This is a genomic window from Candidatus Thiodiazotropha endolucinida (assembly GCF_001715975.1).
Taxonomy (GTDB): Bacteria; Pseudomonadota; Gammaproteobacteria; order Chromatiales; family Chromatiaceae; genus Thiodiazotropha; species Thiodiazotropha endolucinida.
Genome location: NZ_MARB01000011.1, coordinates 16,816 through 31,622 on the forward strand (window position 1 = coordinate 16,816; position 14,807 = coordinate 31,622).

At 52.3% G+C, this 14,807-nt stretch carries 11 protein-coding genes; 8 read left to right on the plus strand and 3 right to left on the minus strand.

Features of this window, described 5'->3' with window-relative positions:
• Nucleotides 1–12: 12 nt before the first annotated feature.
• The 3 genes from yrfG to CODIS_RS10540 all read left to right on the plus strand — a co-directional run bounded on the left by yrfG (nt 13) and on the right by CODIS_RS10540 (nt 3,885).
• Nucleotides 13–681 (plus strand): GMP/IMP nucleotidase, encoded by a 669-nt coding sequence (yrfG, locus tag CODIS_RS10530; RefSeq protein ID WP_069124782.1) that lies wholly within the window; start codon nt 13–15, stop codon nt 679–681.
• 363 nt (nt 682–1,044) lie between these two features.
• On the plus strand, nt 1,045–3,087 hold the full coding sequence (locus tag CODIS_RS10535) for a putative bifunctional diguanylate cyclase/phosphodiesterase (RefSeq protein ID WP_069124783.1): 2,043 nt from the start codon (nt 1,045–1,047) through the stop codon (nt 3,085–3,087).
• A 171-nt stretch (nt 3,088–3,258) separates the two neighbouring features.
• Nucleotides 3,259–3,885, plus strand: coding sequence for a hypothetical protein (locus CODIS_RS10540; protein ID WP_069124784.1), 627 nt, complete (start codon nt 3,259–3,261; stop codon nt 3,883–3,885).
• 90 nt (nt 3,886–3,975) lie between these two features.
• Here the strand turns inward: CODIS_RS10540 and CODIS_RS10545 are convergent, their stop codons facing one another.
• From CODIS_RS10545 to rhlB, 3 genes are all read right to left on the minus strand, one after another.
• Nucleotides 3,976–4,857 carry an ion transporter gene (locus CODIS_RS10545; protein WP_069124785.1) on the minus strand — a complete coding sequence of 294 codons (882 nt, stop codon included), beginning with the start codon at nt 4,855–4,857 and terminating at the stop codon, nt 3,976–3,978.
• Nucleotides 4,858–4,991: 134 nt separating this feature from the next.
• Nucleotides 4,992–5,354, minus strand: coding sequence for a YkgJ family cysteine cluster protein (locus tag CODIS_RS10550; protein ID WP_069124786.1), 363 nt, complete (start codon nt 5,352–5,354; stop codon nt 4,992–4,994).
• 5 nt (nt 5,355–5,359) lie between these two features.
• The gene (gene rhlB, locus CODIS_RS10555) at nt 5,360–6,721 is read right to left on the minus strand and encodes an ATP-dependent RNA helicase RhlB (RefSeq protein ID WP_069124887.1); all 1,362 of its coding nucleotides are present in this window, start codon (nt 6,719–6,721) and stop codon (nt 5,360–5,362) included.
• Nucleotides 6,722–7,132: 411 nt separating this feature from the next.
• Here rhlB and rlmH point away from each other — a divergent pair, with 411 nt between their 5' ends.
• From rlmH to CODIS_RS10580, 5 genes are all read left to right on the plus strand, one after another.
• Entirely contained in the window at nt 7,133–7,606 is a 474-nt protein-coding gene (gene rlmH / locus CODIS_RS10560; RefSeq protein WP_069124787.1) for a 23S rRNA (pseudouridine(1915)-N(3))-methyltransferase RlmH, read from the plus strand.
• A gap of 134 nt (nt 7,607–7,740) precedes the next feature.
• Complete coding sequence (locus tag CODIS_RS10565; protein WP_069124788.1) at nt 7,741–8,352, plus strand: Maf family protein; 612 nt, start codon at nt 7,741–7,743, stop codon at nt 8,350–8,352.
• A complete protein-coding gene (gene rng / locus CODIS_RS10570) occupies nt 8,349–9,803 on the plus strand; it encodes a ribonuclease G (RefSeq protein WP_069124789.1) in 1,455 nt (484 codons plus the stop codon). The genes CODIS_RS10565 and rng overlap by 4 nt, the downstream gene beginning before the upstream one ends.
• Nucleotides 9,804–9,827: 24 nt before the next feature.
• A complete protein-coding gene (locus CODIS_RS10575) occupies nt 9,828–13,703 on the plus strand; it encodes a YhdP family protein (protein ID WP_069124790.1) in 3,876 nt (1,291 codons plus the stop codon).
• A 162-nt stretch (nt 13,704–13,865) separates the two neighbouring features.
• Nucleotides 13,866–14,684, plus strand: a complete 819-nt coding sequence (locus CODIS_RS10580) for a carbon-nitrogen hydrolase family protein (protein WP_069124791.1) — start codon at nt 13,866–13,868, stop codon at nt 14,682–14,684.
• Nucleotides 14,685–14,807: the final 123 nt, after the last annotated feature.

Below are 14,807 nucleotides of genomic sequence, written 5' to 3' on the forward strand. Positions count from 1 at the left end.
TAACTGTAAACGATGATCGACTGGAACCAAATCGATATTGTCATGCTGGATATGGACGGTACCCTGCTGGACCTCCATTTCGACAACCATTTCTGGCTGGAACATGTGCCCACACGCTATGCCGAGGCTAAGGGCATACCTTTGGGGCAAGCCAGGGATGAGTTGCTGGCCCGTTATAAAAGTGTGGAAGGGACACTGGAGTGGTATTGTGTCGATCACTGGAGCCGTGAGTTGGAGCTCGATATCGCCCTGCTCAAGGAGGAGGTGGATCATTTGATCGCGGTGCATCCCCATGTCATCGATTTCCTCGATCAACTGATGTGTGCCGGCAAGGAGCGTATCCTGGTGACCAACGCCCACCAAAAGACCTTGGCGTTGAAGATGGAACGGACGCGCCTGGCGGGATTCTTTAACCAGGTCATCTCGTCGCACCAGCTTGGACTGCCCAAGGAGCATCCCGAGTTCTGGAATCGGCTGCAGAATCTTCATCCCTTCGACAGAGAACGGACCCTGTTCGTGGATGATAGTGCATCCGTTTTGGCATCCGCCAAAAGTTATGGCATACGCTGGCTGCTGGCGATGCTGAAACCCGATTCAAAGGAGCCGCCGCGCGTAGTTGGTGACTATCCCTCTATCCATGATTTTTCTGAAATCACCAACGGCCTGCGTTGCGCCATCTAGTCCAGATTCAATGTGTGGTTGAAGTCGCACTGCCCAGAGTATAACATCGGTTCATAGCCGACGATGATGTACGATATCTGGGAATCATGTTCATCTGTTTCATCACGTCGACAGTAGGCTCATCTAATTAAGCTATAATGATTTTTTAATAAACAGCAAAGGAGGGCCGGCACTCATCAGTTATAGGTATTCCTTTGCACAGACTCAGACAACATGTTTGGCTGCTCTTCGGTGTTGGATCGTTTTTATCACTCATCCTTTTTTTGGCATTGGCAAACTATGCCTGGCGACAGAACTATCAGGGAATCGAATCTGACCTTATCCATTCGCATGAGCTCGTAAAAAGCTACTATAGTTGAGACAATGCATCGGTGGGAAGCCGCCTTTAAACTGATTCAGGACAAGGGGCGACAAGAAGACAAGAGTGAAATCGAACAAATTGTTGCGAGTTTTCACGATATTGTCGGGTATGATCGAGGTCCAGGCCCCATTTTTTTCAATGGAGAACTGATTTTCGAAAGGGATAAACTCAAGACTAAAAAAAACAATACACTATTCGCAAAAAACACATTCTATTATGCAGATAAACAACGCTGGGTAACGCCGTTTTGCTATCGTTACAAGGAAGGAGATTTTGGTTGTTTTGTAGTCGATTTTGTTAAGTTATCCCGATCCCTGGATGAAATAACTTCAAAACGCGGTATGATCCACGTTATTGCTACGCTGGATTATTGGGTAATGTATAACAGCCTTGTCACCACCAACAAAAATGTGCAGTGGTATGGTGAAAACCTGAAATCCAGTGCGCTAAATAATCTCCTTCAACGACACTCCAGGTCTGTTAAAGAGAGCATAGGCATATCACTCGATGAGTTGTTTGCGTCCGGGGGAAGTCACATCTATCAACAGGATGTACGCACTGGCGAACACATGCTGGTTATTATGAGCGGTATGCCCAACTACAATATATTTCTCGGTTCAGGTTACCGCTATTCTGATATCTGGCAACATTTCCTGGACTATATATACGGTATGGCATTGCTGATACTCGCTTTCAATGTTGTTCTATTTATGTTGTTTAGGCGTTACGACAACTTGAACGAAAAACACAACAAAGAGCTGGAATACAGGAGTATGCATGACGATCTGACGGGTCTGTTGACCCGGCGGGCATCTGAATCGATTTTCATTGATGAGGAGCCCCTTCTGGGCTCCCATATCATGGTGGCGTTGAGTATAGATCAATTTCATCTTATTAACGAGCGCTATGGACATAGTGTAGGGGATTCCCTGCTGCGAATCGCTGCCAGGGATCTTATGGCGCACTGTGGAAGTGGTTGTCATTTGTTAAGGGATAATGGGCCAGATTTTATCTTGATATCCCCTGGGCGCGATGCAGAGAAGTCCATGAATTGGATTGACGCTTTCACCGAAGCGATGGAGAGACCTAAACAAGTAGAAGACGTTGTGCTCAAATTAACAGTCAATGCTGGAATCTATACAGCCGATTTATCGGAAATTTCCTATAGAGAAGCTTTGAAAAGGGTTGATTTGGCACTATGGAAAGCGAAAACAGAGCACAGTCGTAGTTATGTCTATACAGAAATAACGCACCAACAGGTAATCCAGCGCAGTTTAATCAGAGAGCAGCTTGAATATGGAATCGAAAACAGGGAATTTTATGTTGTATATCAACCGCAGATAGATACACAAACAGGTTTAATCGTAGGTGTGGAAGCATTGGCGCGATGGAATAGTCCTGTGCTGGGTAATATACCGCCCAACCTATTTATTGATATTGCCGAAGAGTCCGGCATGATTGTCGATCTTGGTGGACTGATTACATTGACGGCGCTTGAGCAAATGGTCGACGTGATGGCTGAAACCAGAGAGGTGTTCGGTTTATCAATTAATTTTTCTTTATATCAGTTATTAAATACTGATGTGTTACGGGAACTCGATAGTATGGTTGAAACATCAGGATTTCCCAAACAGCATTTAACATTGGAAATTACTGAAAGCATATATGCTGGAGATGTGGAGGTTATCAGGAATATTTTGGATGAATTACATACAAGGAACCATAAGATTTCGCTGGATGATTTTGGCACGGGTTACTCTTCTCTAAGTATGTTGAGTAAACTGCCTGTGGATGAGGTAAAAATAGACAAGTTGTTCATAGATGGAATTCATCAGTCCGAAGCAGATAATATGTTGGTCAAAAATATTATAGCTATCGCCAATACGCTTGATATAAAGATTGTTGCGGAAGGTGTTGAGTTTGGGGGACAGGCTGAAATACTGCGTGAAGACAACTGCCATATTATACAGGGTTATCTTTATTCAAAGCCGTTAAACACAGAGGAACTCAAGCGTTTTATCAACAACAATCGCAAGTCGACTTGATTCGTGTATCATGCCAATAAACACCTGTGCATAATATTTTCTAGGCGTGGCGGAATCCTGCTATAGTGCTTTGTATATTTCATATTAATAATTGGCTCGGACCCTTGATCTAAAGATGGAAGATGACTGTTTTTCTGTACATGATAACTGGTCAACAAAAGGAGAATCATCATGTTTGGACAAATTCTGTTTCCCGGAATCTGGAATCGAATTAGAGAATTGGAAGCGCGTATCGAGGAGCTTGAGTCCTCGCTCGAAGGGTTGTCAACAGGTGGCGTCGGTAGGCTTAACGACTACCTTTCGTTCCACGATCAGAATGAATGTATAACCGCGCGTTTGACAGGTATCAACCTGCAGATTGTTAACGGTGAGGGCAACACCCAGAGTGTCAACTGTAGAGGAAATCTTATTCTTGGGTATAACGAACCCACCACGGAAGGGACAGTTGACCGTAGCGGATCGCATAACCTCATATTGGGTATCAGGCACAACTATGCCAGTTATTGCGGAATCGTCAACGGCGTTGACAATAACCTAACGAGTGAGTACGGCGCCATACTTAACGGCCAGGAATGTTATGCCAACGCAACCCATGTCACCATCTGCAGCGGCTATGACCATAAGGGCAATGGATCATACTCAACCATATTGAGCGGTTTCGATAATGGCGGTCTGGGTAGCAGGGCGGTATTTCTGGATGGGACGAACAATCGTGCGGAGCACAGCCAAACGATCTTCATCGGAGGCTCCGGAGAGACATCGTCGCACGATGGTGAAATTATTCCAGCGATACCTTAGGGCCTGTTAACACTGATTTGCTGCACAATATGGCAGCAGCTCGATTGTGGTGAATCACTGGTATCAGGAGATCAACGAGAACTTTGCATCTCACTTGGTGCTGTTTCGTCCGGTATCCGGTATCGCTCCGCTTGGTTGAGCAGTGGCAGGCGCTAACCGGCTCAACATCGCCTCCATTCGGATCAGCCGCTGTTCCATCTCCTCGGTACGGGCATTGATCCGGTGCACCTCTCCCGCTTCCCCCTCGCCACTGTCACGGGAGAACTGCTCATGCTCCCGCTGCAGGGTCTCCAGGACGATGCCGATCATCATGTTCAGAAAGACGAAGGCGACGATGAAGATAAACGAGAGGTAGAAGGACCAGCTCAGGGGGTGCACCGCCATGGTTTCGTACATCACATCGGTCCAGTCCTCGAATGTGGCGATGCGGAATAGGGTGAGCATGGCGATGGTGATGTTACCCCAGAGTTCCCTGTTGATCTCGCTGAAGAACATGCTGCCCATGGCGGCATAGATGTAGAAGATGATGAACATCAGCAGCGATACATAACCCATGCGCGGAATGGCTGAGACGAAGGCGTTCATCAGGATGCGCAGTTCGGGTATGATGGAGACCAGCCGCAACACGCGGAATACCCGCAGCAGGCGCCCCAGCAATGCGGCTTCGCTATCATCCACCGGGATCAGACTGGCGGTTACAATAAGGAAGTCGAAGATATTCCAACCCTTGCTGAAGAAGGCCTTCAGATTCTTTTCCGCCACCATGCGGATGATGATCTCGGTTAGAAAGAAGAGGGTGATCCCCACATCCATGATACGCAATACCTGTGCAGCGGCAGCCGGTATGGGGTAGGTCTTGGCGCCGATCATCAGGGCAGAGATGACGATAACCAGGATGACAAAGGTTTCGAACAGCTTGTTGGAACGCAGTTGCTCGAACCGGTCGCGCAAGGTCACTGAATTGAGAGTCATGACGAATATCGGGTAAAGGGCTGTAATAATGAGGCGCGCATTATACAAACATCAGATGAAAAAACAGTACAGTGATAGTGTGCGTTTAGTTTAGATATACCGGGGAGAGTTCCCGCATTGGGCCCTCGGCGGAATCAACGTCCCCAGGTCTTGAAGCGTTTTTTGCAGTATGTCAGCAATTCGGCATAGCTACGGAAGTAGAGTAGGAAGCCGTTTTCCGCCGGGGCATCGAGCTCGCACCAGTCGTTATCGTAGTCACGACAGATCTGTGGACGTTGATCGTAGATGCCGCAGGCGCCTCCCGGACCCAGGTGCTCGCAGCTGCCCTGAAAGAGAAGAAACCAGCCATCCTCGTCCTTGTAGATTTCAACCCCCTGGTGGGAGACTTGCCACAGCAGGTGCTCGAAGTCCGCCTTCGATCTCGGGGCGACGCCGATGGCCTCCGTGGTGTAGGTACAGCATTTCGAGTTGAGGCAACGACTGCATTTGCCGTCCATGGGGGTTATTCTCTATTGCCGCTTTGCGGCGGTTTGGGACCGTGACGACGCCGGCGCCGCTTCTTCGGTTTCTCGCCGTCCTTGGGCTTGTGGCTTTTATGGTGATGCCCCTTACCGTGCCCTTTGTGTCCATCTTTGCCGCGATGGGGTTGACGCGAGCCCTTTTTGGGATAGACCCTGCTGTTGGGATCGATTTCCGCCAGCAGTGCCGGGTCGACGGTCTGGGTCTGGATGGCATGGCCCACAAAGGCCTCGATGTCGGGCAGGGAGAAGGCGTAGGTCTCGCAGGCGAAACTGATGGCATCGCCGCTGGCGCCGGCCCGCGCGGTACGGCCGATCCGGTGCACGTAATCCTCGGCATCCTCCGGCAGATCGTAGTTGATCACGTGGGTGACATCCGGGATATGCAGACCGCGGGCCGCCACATCGGTGGCTACCAGCACCGCCAGCTCACCCTCCTGGAAACGCTTTAACAGACTCAGCCGTTTCTTCTGCGGCACGTCGCCGGAGAGTACGGCAGTGTCGATGCCATTGCCCTGGAGGAATCCCCAGACCTTGTCCGCCACCCGCTTGGTATTGACAAAGACGATTGTCCGCGCTTCCGTCATGGTTTGCATAAGACCGACCAGGAGCGGAATTTTCTCCTCGTTGGCGGTCATGTAACAGGTTTCAGTGATCTTGTCCGCGGTGACCTGCTCCGGTGCAACCTCCACACTTTGCGGGTTGTTCATATGCTCATAGGCGAGCTCGTTCACCCGAAAGGATAGGGTGGCGGAGAAGAGCATGCCGAGTCGTTTTTGGGGCGGAGGACAGCGGCGCATCATGTAGCGGATATCCTTGATGAATCCGAGGTCGAACATACGGTCCGCCTCGTCCAGCACCAGCGCCTGGATCGCCTTGAGGTCGTAGATGTGCTGTTTGTAGTAATCGATCAATCTACCGGGTGTGCCGATCAGAATATCGACCCCTGCCTCGAGCTGCTTGCGCTGTTTATCGTAGCCTGTGCCGCCGAAGACTGCAGCCGAGGTGAAATCGGTATATTTGGTAAGCGCTTGCGCATCGTTGTAGATCTGTACCGCCAGTTCGCGGGTCGGGGCCAGGATCAGGGCACGGGGCTGGTTGGCCCTACGCTCCTCATGCGCCGGATGCCGCAGTAGATGGTTCAGCGTGGCGATCAGAAAGGCAGCCGTCTTACCGGTACCGGTCTGGGCTTGTCCCGCCAGGTCCTTGCCGGCAAGGGCGATGGGCAGGCTCTCGGCCTGGATAGGGGTGCAGTATTCGAAGCCGGCCTCACGAATGCCCTGCAAGACGGGATCGGGTAGATCGAAGCTGTCGAAGCCAATATTGGTAAGGTGTTTATCAGTCATGGCGGGCAAGGATACAGTAAATCGTCCGCAGGCACGATGGCTCCCTGTTCCGCTCATGAGGGAGAGTGGTTGATTGAATAATTCAGTCCGCGAATTAACGCGAATAAACGCAAATAGATTAGCAGCGCAGAGTAGAGTCATTTCTGGCTTGTTGGGTACGCCATATTAGCATGTGTGATGACAGAGTTTCTTATACTTATCAGTCGCTTGTGTGGGATGAGGCGGCCTCATTTCTGGTGTGTTGTCAGCAGAATTGAAAACAACAAGTCGTCTCGCAACATGCCTGCAAATGGCTCTTCTTGAAGATTTGCACTCATTGGCGTTCATTTGCGGACTAAAATAAGCGACCATTTAACAGTTTCCGGAGGTTGCACGCCCAAGATGTCGTAGAATCCCGTACAATTCACACCTATGAATATCTATCTGGTATCCGTGGGAAACCGCATGCCACGCTGGGTTACTGACGGGTATGAGGAGTATGCACGCCGCTTACCTGCTGAATGTACCTTGCAGCTGATCGAGATCGCACCGGGCCATCGCGGTAAGAACGCCGATATTGCACGGGCGATGCGCGATGAGGGCGAACGGATGCTCAAGTCGATCCCCAAAGGCTGCAGGGTACTGGCGCTGGATGTCACCGGTAGCGCCTGGAGTACGGAGCGCTTGTCGGGCAAGCTTGAGCAGTGGATGTCGGATGGCCGCGATATCGCATTGCTGGTGGGTGGACCTGAAGGATTGGCGCATGAGTGTCTGCAACGGGCGGATGGACGGTGGTCCTTGTCTCCCCTGACCCTTCCCCACCCCCTGGTCAGAGTGGTGGTGTCCGAGCAGCTGTACCGGGCCTGGAGTATGATACGCAACCATCCATACCATCGGGCAGGGTAGTGGTCTGAAGTGTATGCAACCCCGGTTGCAGAGGGCGGTCGCAATAAAAAATCCCGAAATGAACAGCTGCGGCCGTTCGGGATTAAGATAAAAAGTATAAAAAATTGGATGTCATCAAGAGGAAACTGCCCATTATGAAGGAGAATCCTGTCATCTACCTGGCATCCCGCTCACCTCGCCGGAGGGCGTTGCTGAACCAGATCGGCATCAGCCACGCCCTGCTCGAGATCGATATTGATGAACAGCAGCGGCCTGATGAAGAGCCGATAGCCTATGTGTTGCGCCTGGCGAGGGAGAAGGCAGAGGCGGGGGCAGGCCTGGTAGCAGGGGGTGAATCTTTGCCGGTGCTGGCCGCTGACACTAGCGTTGTGATTGAGAACAGGGTGCTGGGTAAGCCAATGGACAGAGACCATGGGTTGTGGATGCTGAAACAGTTGTCGGGCAGGACCCATCAGGTCTATACCGCGGTGGCGCTGGATTGGCGGGGTATTGAAATGGAGCTAAGTCACAGCGAGGTTAGCTTCAGGGTGCTGAGCGAGGCGGAAATGGCAGCCTATTGGGCTACGGGTGAACCTGCCGATAAAGCGGGAGGTTATGCCATCCAGGGGGTTGGGGCGCGCTTTATCGGTATGTTGCATGGGAGTTATTCGGGGGTGATGGGATTGCCTCTGTTCGAGACAGCGGAATTACTTAGCCGCAACGGCATCCAATTTGATAATGAAAATAAGAGCGTAATTGATGTATGAGTGAAGAGATTCTAATAAATGTGACACCGCCCGAGACTCGGGTTGCGGTAATCGAGAACGGTGCGGTGCAAGAGGTGATCATCGAACGCTACGGCAAGCGTGGTCTGGTCGGCAATGTCTATAAGGGTAAGGTATGCCGGGTGTTGCCCGGTATGCAGGCGGCATTTGTCGATATCGGTCTGGAGCGGGCGGCGTTCCTGCACGTTTCCGATATAGGGGAGACAACCGACAAGCCCAAGACCGACAACATCCATGAACTGTTGCGCGAAGGAGACTATGTGATTGTGCAGGTGCTGAAGGATCCCATCGGCACAAAGGGCGCCCGCCTGACGACCAATATCTCCATACCTTCACGCCATCTGGTGTTTATGCCTTCGCTGGGGAATATGGGCATTTCGCAGCGAATCGAGGCCGAGGATGAGCGCCAGCGCCTGCGTGAACTGTTGAACCAAGTGGCCGAGGCGGGGGAGATATCCGGTGGCTACATCGCCCGTACCGCGGCCGAGGGAGTCGATGAGCTCTCGTTGCAAGCGGATATGCGATTCCTGGCGCGTCTCTGGTCGTCGATTCAGGAGAAGAGTAAGTTGCATAATGGTATCGAGTTGATCCATGAAGACCTCTCTCTACCCCTGCGTTCACTTCGCGACCTGGTCGGTCCCGATGTGGAGAAGGTGCGCATCGATTCCAAGGAGACCCACCAAAAGGCGATCACCTTCGCGCAGAAATTCATCCCCGATATCAAACAGTTTATCGAGTATTACCCGGGTCAGCGGCCGCTGTTCGATCTGTACGGGGTCGAAGATGAAATTCAGAAGGCCCTGGAACGCAAGGTGCAGCTCAAATCGGGTGGCCATCTGGTGATCGATCAGACCGAAGCGATGACCACTATCGATGTCAATACCGGGGCCTTCGTAGGCCACAGAAATCTAGAGGAGACCATATTCAAGACAAACCTGGAGGCGGCGCAAGCCATCTGCCGACAACTGCGTCTGAGAAACCTGGGTGGCATCATTATTATCGATTTTATCGATATGCTCGATCCCGAACACCGACGACAGGTATTGCGTGCCCTGGAGAAGTGCCTGGCTCATGATCATGCGCGTACGCAAATCACCGAGGTCTCTTCTCTGGGGCTGGTGGAGATGACCCGTAAACGCATTCGTGAATCCCTGGAACATGTGCTCTGTGAACCCTGTCCCTGCTGCGGTGGTAGGGGCTCCATGAAAACGGCTGAGACAACCTGCTACGAGATCTTCAGGGAGATTCTCCGGGAGTCACGCCAATTCGATGTGGAGTCACTGTTGGTGTTGGCATCGCAAGAAGTGATAGACAGGCTCCTGGACGAGGAATCTACTCATCTGGCGGAGCTGGAGCAGTTTATCGGACATCCAATCAAGCTGCAGGTGGAGATGCTTTACACCCAGGAGCACTATGACGTCGTGCTGGTGTGATATCTGTCACCATCTACCCATCAGATGCTGACTGTCGCTAAATACCTTCACGCCAGGTTCTGGCAATCCCTGGCTTGGCTGGTGATCGTAGTTGCGCTGTTGATCAGCGCATTGCGCCTGATTGTACCCCTCATCGATCTTGATCCCTATCGGCGGGAGATAGAGCGTGTCGCCGAAGAGGGGGCGGGTGTTGATCTGAAGATCGGCGATATGAAGGCCCAGGTGAAGGGCATTCATTTGGCGCTCAATTTTACCGATGTCAGCGTGCTCGATGAAAAGAGCAGTGAACCCCTGCTGTATGCCCCGGAGGTATTGGTCAACATACAGCTATTGGAAAGCCTCATCTCAGGTCGCCTACGACTGGGTGATGCTACTGTCATAGGGACCAAGCTAAAGCTTGAGCGATTCTCGGATGGCAGCGTGGCACTACAGGGTATGGGTGGTGTGAGCGAGGGGGATCCGGATACCGTGGCGGCCATCCTGCTGGGGCAGAATCAACTGCGTTTGCTGGATACCGAGATCCACCTGAAAAGCGCCATCCCAGACCAGCCTCCGCTCAGACTCTCCGGCGTTAATTTGGAACTGCGCAACGACGGATTGCGCCACCAACTCTCACTCAGCACGCGTATCGGTAAACGTGGAGAGGAGTCGGTTCGACTGATCGCCGATCTGGTGCAAAAGGATGCGGCATCGCTGGCGATGAGCGGTGATTTCTATTTCAGATGCGAAGGGCTGGTGATAGGGGGGCGGCTGCCTGAGTGGATGCCTCCCTCCTATACCATTGACGAGGGTGAACTTGAGGTTGAGCTCTGGGGTGATCTCCAGCATGGCGAGCTGCAGAATCTGAGTGGAAAAGGCAAGCTGAGCGACTTTCGAATTACGGGACCGGGACGCACCGAGCCTTTCGCTTTGGCACGGCTTTCCACCGGGCTTGAATGGAAACGCTTGCATGATGGTTGGCATCTGGAGCTCGACCAGCTTGATATAGAACAGGCCCATGGGGAATGGCCAACCGAGCAGCTGCGCATCACCTGGCAGCTATTGGAACAGCAGCAGACGCGTTTTGAACTGAGTGCGGATGCCCTGTCATTGAAGGAGTTGAATGACTTTTTAGCGATTCAGAAACTACCCAATCCAGCGTTGCATGCGGCACTTGGAGGGCTGTCGCCTCAGGGAAGACTGAGTCATCTCGAGTTTGGATTTCTCAAGCCCCGTCAGGGTGACCTCACCTGGCATTTGAAAGGGGAGGTCGATGGCTATGCGCACCAGCCATGGCAGGATGTACCAGGTGTGAGCGGATTGAAACTGGCCTTCGATGGTGACCAGGCAGGGGGTTGGTTGAGCGTCGACAGCAACAATCTGATGCTCGATTCACCGAATCTGTTCCGCAAGCCCCTGCATGCACGACGCGCAATGGGTGACTTCGCATGGAAATTTGATCTCGAAAAGGGGCTGCATCTGAACAGCGATCATGTGCAGATGAGTTCCCCGGATGTTAAGACGCTCTCCCGCATCGATCTGCAGATACCCTTCACCGGCAAGGACCTGTTCATTGATATGCAATCCGATTTCTGGGATGCGGATGGTTCGCGAAAAAGTGACTATCTTCCTGTAGGGATTATGCCTGACGAACTGGTCTCCTGGCTCGATAAGGCGGTAGTGAGCGGCTATGTGAAATCGGGTAGCTTTCTACTCTATGGTCCACTCAGTGAGTTTCCTTTCCTCCAGCATCAAGGCCGATTCGAGGTCTGGTTCGGTGTCGAGGACCTGATTCTCGACTATATGAGCCAATGGCCGCGGCTGTCGGAGGGGGTTGCAGAGGTCCATTTTGTCAATAATGGACTGCAGGTGTTTCTGCAGGAGGGCATGCTGCTCAACAGTCAGCTGCAGGATGTGGCAATTGAAATCGAAAGATTGAAGGAGGCCTCTCCAGTTAAGATTCAAGGAATGGCAACTGGATCATTGCAGGACCTGATGGCGATTCTGGGCGATACCCCGCTACGCAGTGATTTTCATGCTTTCGTCGATGCAGTGGAGGTGGATGGGGCGACCAAGACCTGGGTCGATCTGGCGATTCCGCTCAACAAGCGGGATCAGTTGAAGATAGAAGGTGCGGTCAGTTTTGATCAATCCGCGTTTACCATCAAGAAGGCCGATCTCACGATCGACCGGATCAGCGGCAGACTTCAGTTCAACCGAACGGGAGTAATGGGGAAAGGCATTAGGGCCAGGCTGTTGGGGGACGAAATTGACCTGGATGTCATGCCCTATAGTCACGAGGGCGATCATTGGACCCGGGTGAAGGCCCACATGCCTGTCAATCTGGCGCGCCTGAAACAACAGTTTCCGGAGTGGAAACTTGATTATTTTCTGGGTGTCGGTGAGGGCGATGTTGAAGTCAGGATTGCCCATCATGAGAGCCAGGTGCCGGTCAGGCTGAATCTCACTTCTGATCTGCAGGGAATATCGATAACGATGCCGAAACCCCTCGGTAAACCAGCCGAATCAAAAGTGAAATTCGATATGGGCGCCGATTTGCGCAGTGACGAATCCACGGAGTTGAGGATTCGGTTTGATGAAAAAACCCATGCCTTGTTCCGTTTTTTCGAGGCGCGGGAAAAACCCTGGATTGCCGCTATCGGATTTTCCCAGGAAGCACTGTCGCTGGAGGATGTGGAAGGCTTCCACATGAGCGGTCATCTGGAGAGGCTGAATGCGGACAGCTGGATCAGCTGGGTCGCACAGCAAGCTGCTTCGGGCCGGGGTGGTCCGCCAACCATTACCATGGATTTGCGGGTGGACGAGCTCATAGCACTGGGCACAGCCTGTCCCGATACCCAATTCACATACAAAAACTATGCAGACGGCTATCGGATCAACCTGACATCCGAGACAGCTCAGGGCATGATGCAGGTGCCGGGTCAACTCGATCAGCAACCCATCTTCGGTCATTTTGATTATATTAAATTCGATCTTGAGGAGCTGGCGAGAGGGATTACCGGGCAAGTGGATGAGCAGCGCCAGGTGACGGACCTCGATCCCAGGGATGTGCCCGCCGTCAATCTCACGGTGGAAGACCTCTACATCAACGATAATCCTATGGGTAAAGGCTATGTCGCCTGGAGAAAGGAGGCCGATGGCATCACTGTCGACAGCCTGGCCTTGGTCGGAGACATGGTTGATCTCACCGGACAGGGGTATTGGCGCCTGACGCCCAAGGGTCACAGTACCTCACTGAATCTGAAGTTGCATACCAACAGCCTGGGTGACCTCCAGCATGCCTTGGGAATCGCTACCGGTATCGAGCAGGCCCCCACTGATGTCAAGGCAGAGCTCTACTGGCCCACGTCGCCACTGGAGATGGGGGCGGAAAAGCTCTACGGCAGTATATCGCTGAAGGTGGATAAAGGACTGGTGAATAATGTCGATCCTGGCGTTGGCCGATTAATCGGCCTGTTCAGTCTCAATGCCTTAGGCAAGCGTCTGGCGCTTGATTTCTCAGATCTCTTTTCCAAAGGGTTGGCGTTCGATTCAATCGAAGGTAATTTCACGATCAACGACGGTGATGCCTATACCTCGGACCTGGTCATGAAGAGTACCGCTGCGGTTGTCGATGTGCGTGGACGCACCGGCTTGGCGACCCGGTCCTACGACCAAAAGGTTGTAGTCACACCTAATGTCAGTGCCACCCTGCCACTGCTGGGTACACTGGCGATCAACCCTACCGCAGGTGTGGCGTTGGCAATGACTCAAAAGTTGATAGGCCGTCTGTTTGATCGGATTGCCATGCGCACCTATGAGGTCACCGGCAGCTGGGATGAGCCCCAGTTTATCCAAGTCAATAAGAGTCAAGAGGACACGCGCGGAAGGGCGTTAATGCCGGAGATGCCGGGTGAATGAGTGGGTGAGCCGTACTGAATACCACATCTAATGCGTGGTAGAGGCACTCAGTGTGGCGGCGGATTACGCAAGACATCGCTGGTAGCATCAAGGTTCATGATGCTATCCTCGAGAATGGAGCATAGATTCAGGATGGCCAGAAACTGACCGAAGAGTTTTCACATGAGTGGTAAGAAGAATAAAGTTGCAGCGATACAGATGGCCTCCAGCCCCAACGTCAGCGCTAACCTGCTGGAGGCGGAGAGACTGATCGGTGAAGCAGCCGAATCGGGTGCCGGATTGGTGGTATTGCCGGAAAATTTCGCCTTTAAAGGGGAGCACGACCGGGATATGCTGACTTTGTGCGAGGATGATGACGGTCCCTTGCAAGGGTTCCTCAGTCAGATGGCGCAACGGTATGGCATCTGGGTTGTGGGAGGCACCATTCCCATGCGTGCGAGCCAGGGGGGCAAGGTTCGGGCGGCCTGTCTGATCATGGATAGTAACGGCAATCAGGTGGCCCGATACGACAAGATACATCTGTTCGACGTCCATATAGTGGAGACGGATGAACGCTACGTGGAATCCAATACTATAGAACCAGGTGAAGAGGTAGTGACGGTGGATACACCCTTCGGCATATTGGGGGTGGCGGTCTGCTACGATCTGCGTTTTCCTGAGCTGTTCCGTCAACTGATGGAAAAGGGTGCGGAGATCTTTGTGGTGCCGGCTTCGTTCACCGCGATGACCGGCAAGGCGCATTGGGAGACCCTGGTCAGGGCCAGGGCGATAGAAAACCTCGCTTTTATAGCGGCGGCTGCACAAGGCGGTTATCACCTCAACGGTCGCGAAACCCATGGCCATAGCATGATTGTGGATCCTTGGGGTACTGTACTGACCCAGGTGCCAAGAGGAACCGGATTTGTTTGCGTGGAACTTGATCAAGAATACCAGAAGACCATACGTCGCACTTTTCCGACAATTGACCATCTACGTTTGTAAGGGACGTAGAGGATCGTTTGCCCCGATGACGGAGCAGATTGCATAAACCACAGCACACCCATACTCCCGACATACAATGAAATAAGCCTGATACGAAGCTGTCCGGTTCGATTCAGGATTGAG

What these genes read in the sequence shown, in the direction of transcription:
- yrfG (WP_069124782.1), top strand. Translation starts at nt 13, where the DNA reads ATGATCGACTGGAACCAAATCGATATTGTCATGCTGGATATGGACGGT.
- CODIS_RS10535 (WP_069124783.1), top strand. Translation starts at nt 1,045, where the DNA reads ATGCATCGGTGGGAAGCCGCCTTTAAACTGATTCAGGACAAGGGGCGA.
- CODIS_RS10540 (WP_069124784.1), top strand. Translation starts at nt 3,259, where the DNA reads ATGTTTGGACAAATTCTGTTTCCCGGAATCTGGAATCGAATTAGAGAA.
- CODIS_RS10545 (WP_069124785.1), bottom strand. Translation starts at nt 4,857, where the DNA reads ATGACTCTCAATTCAGTGACCTTGCGCGACCGGTTCGAGCAACTGCGT.
- CODIS_RS10550 (WP_069124786.1), bottom strand. Translation starts at nt 5,354, where the DNA reads ATGGACGGCAAATGCAGTCGTTGCCTCAACTCGAAATGCTGTACCTAC.
- rhlB (WP_069124887.1), bottom strand. Translation starts at nt 6,721, where the DNA reads ATGACTGATAAACACCTTACCAATATTGGCTTCGACAGCTTCGATCTA.
- rlmH (WP_069124787.1), top strand. Translation starts at nt 7,133, where the DNA reads ATGAATATCTATCTGGTATCCGTGGGAAACCGCATGCCACGCTGGGTT.
- CODIS_RS10565 (WP_069124788.1), top strand. Translation starts at nt 7,741, where the DNA reads ATGAAGGAGAATCCTGTCATCTACCTGGCATCCCGCTCACCTCGCCGG.
- rng (WP_069124789.1), top strand. Translation starts at nt 8,349, where the DNA reads ATGAGTGAAGAGATTCTAATAAATGTGACACCGCCCGAGACTCGGGTT.
- CODIS_RS10575 (WP_069124790.1), top strand. Translation starts at nt 9,828, where the DNA reads ATGCTGACTGTCGCTAAATACCTTCACGCCAGGTTCTGGCAATCCCTG.
- CODIS_RS10580 (WP_069124791.1), top strand. Translation starts at nt 13,866, where the DNA reads ATGAGTGGTAAGAAGAATAAAGTTGCAGCGATACAGATGGCCTCCAGC.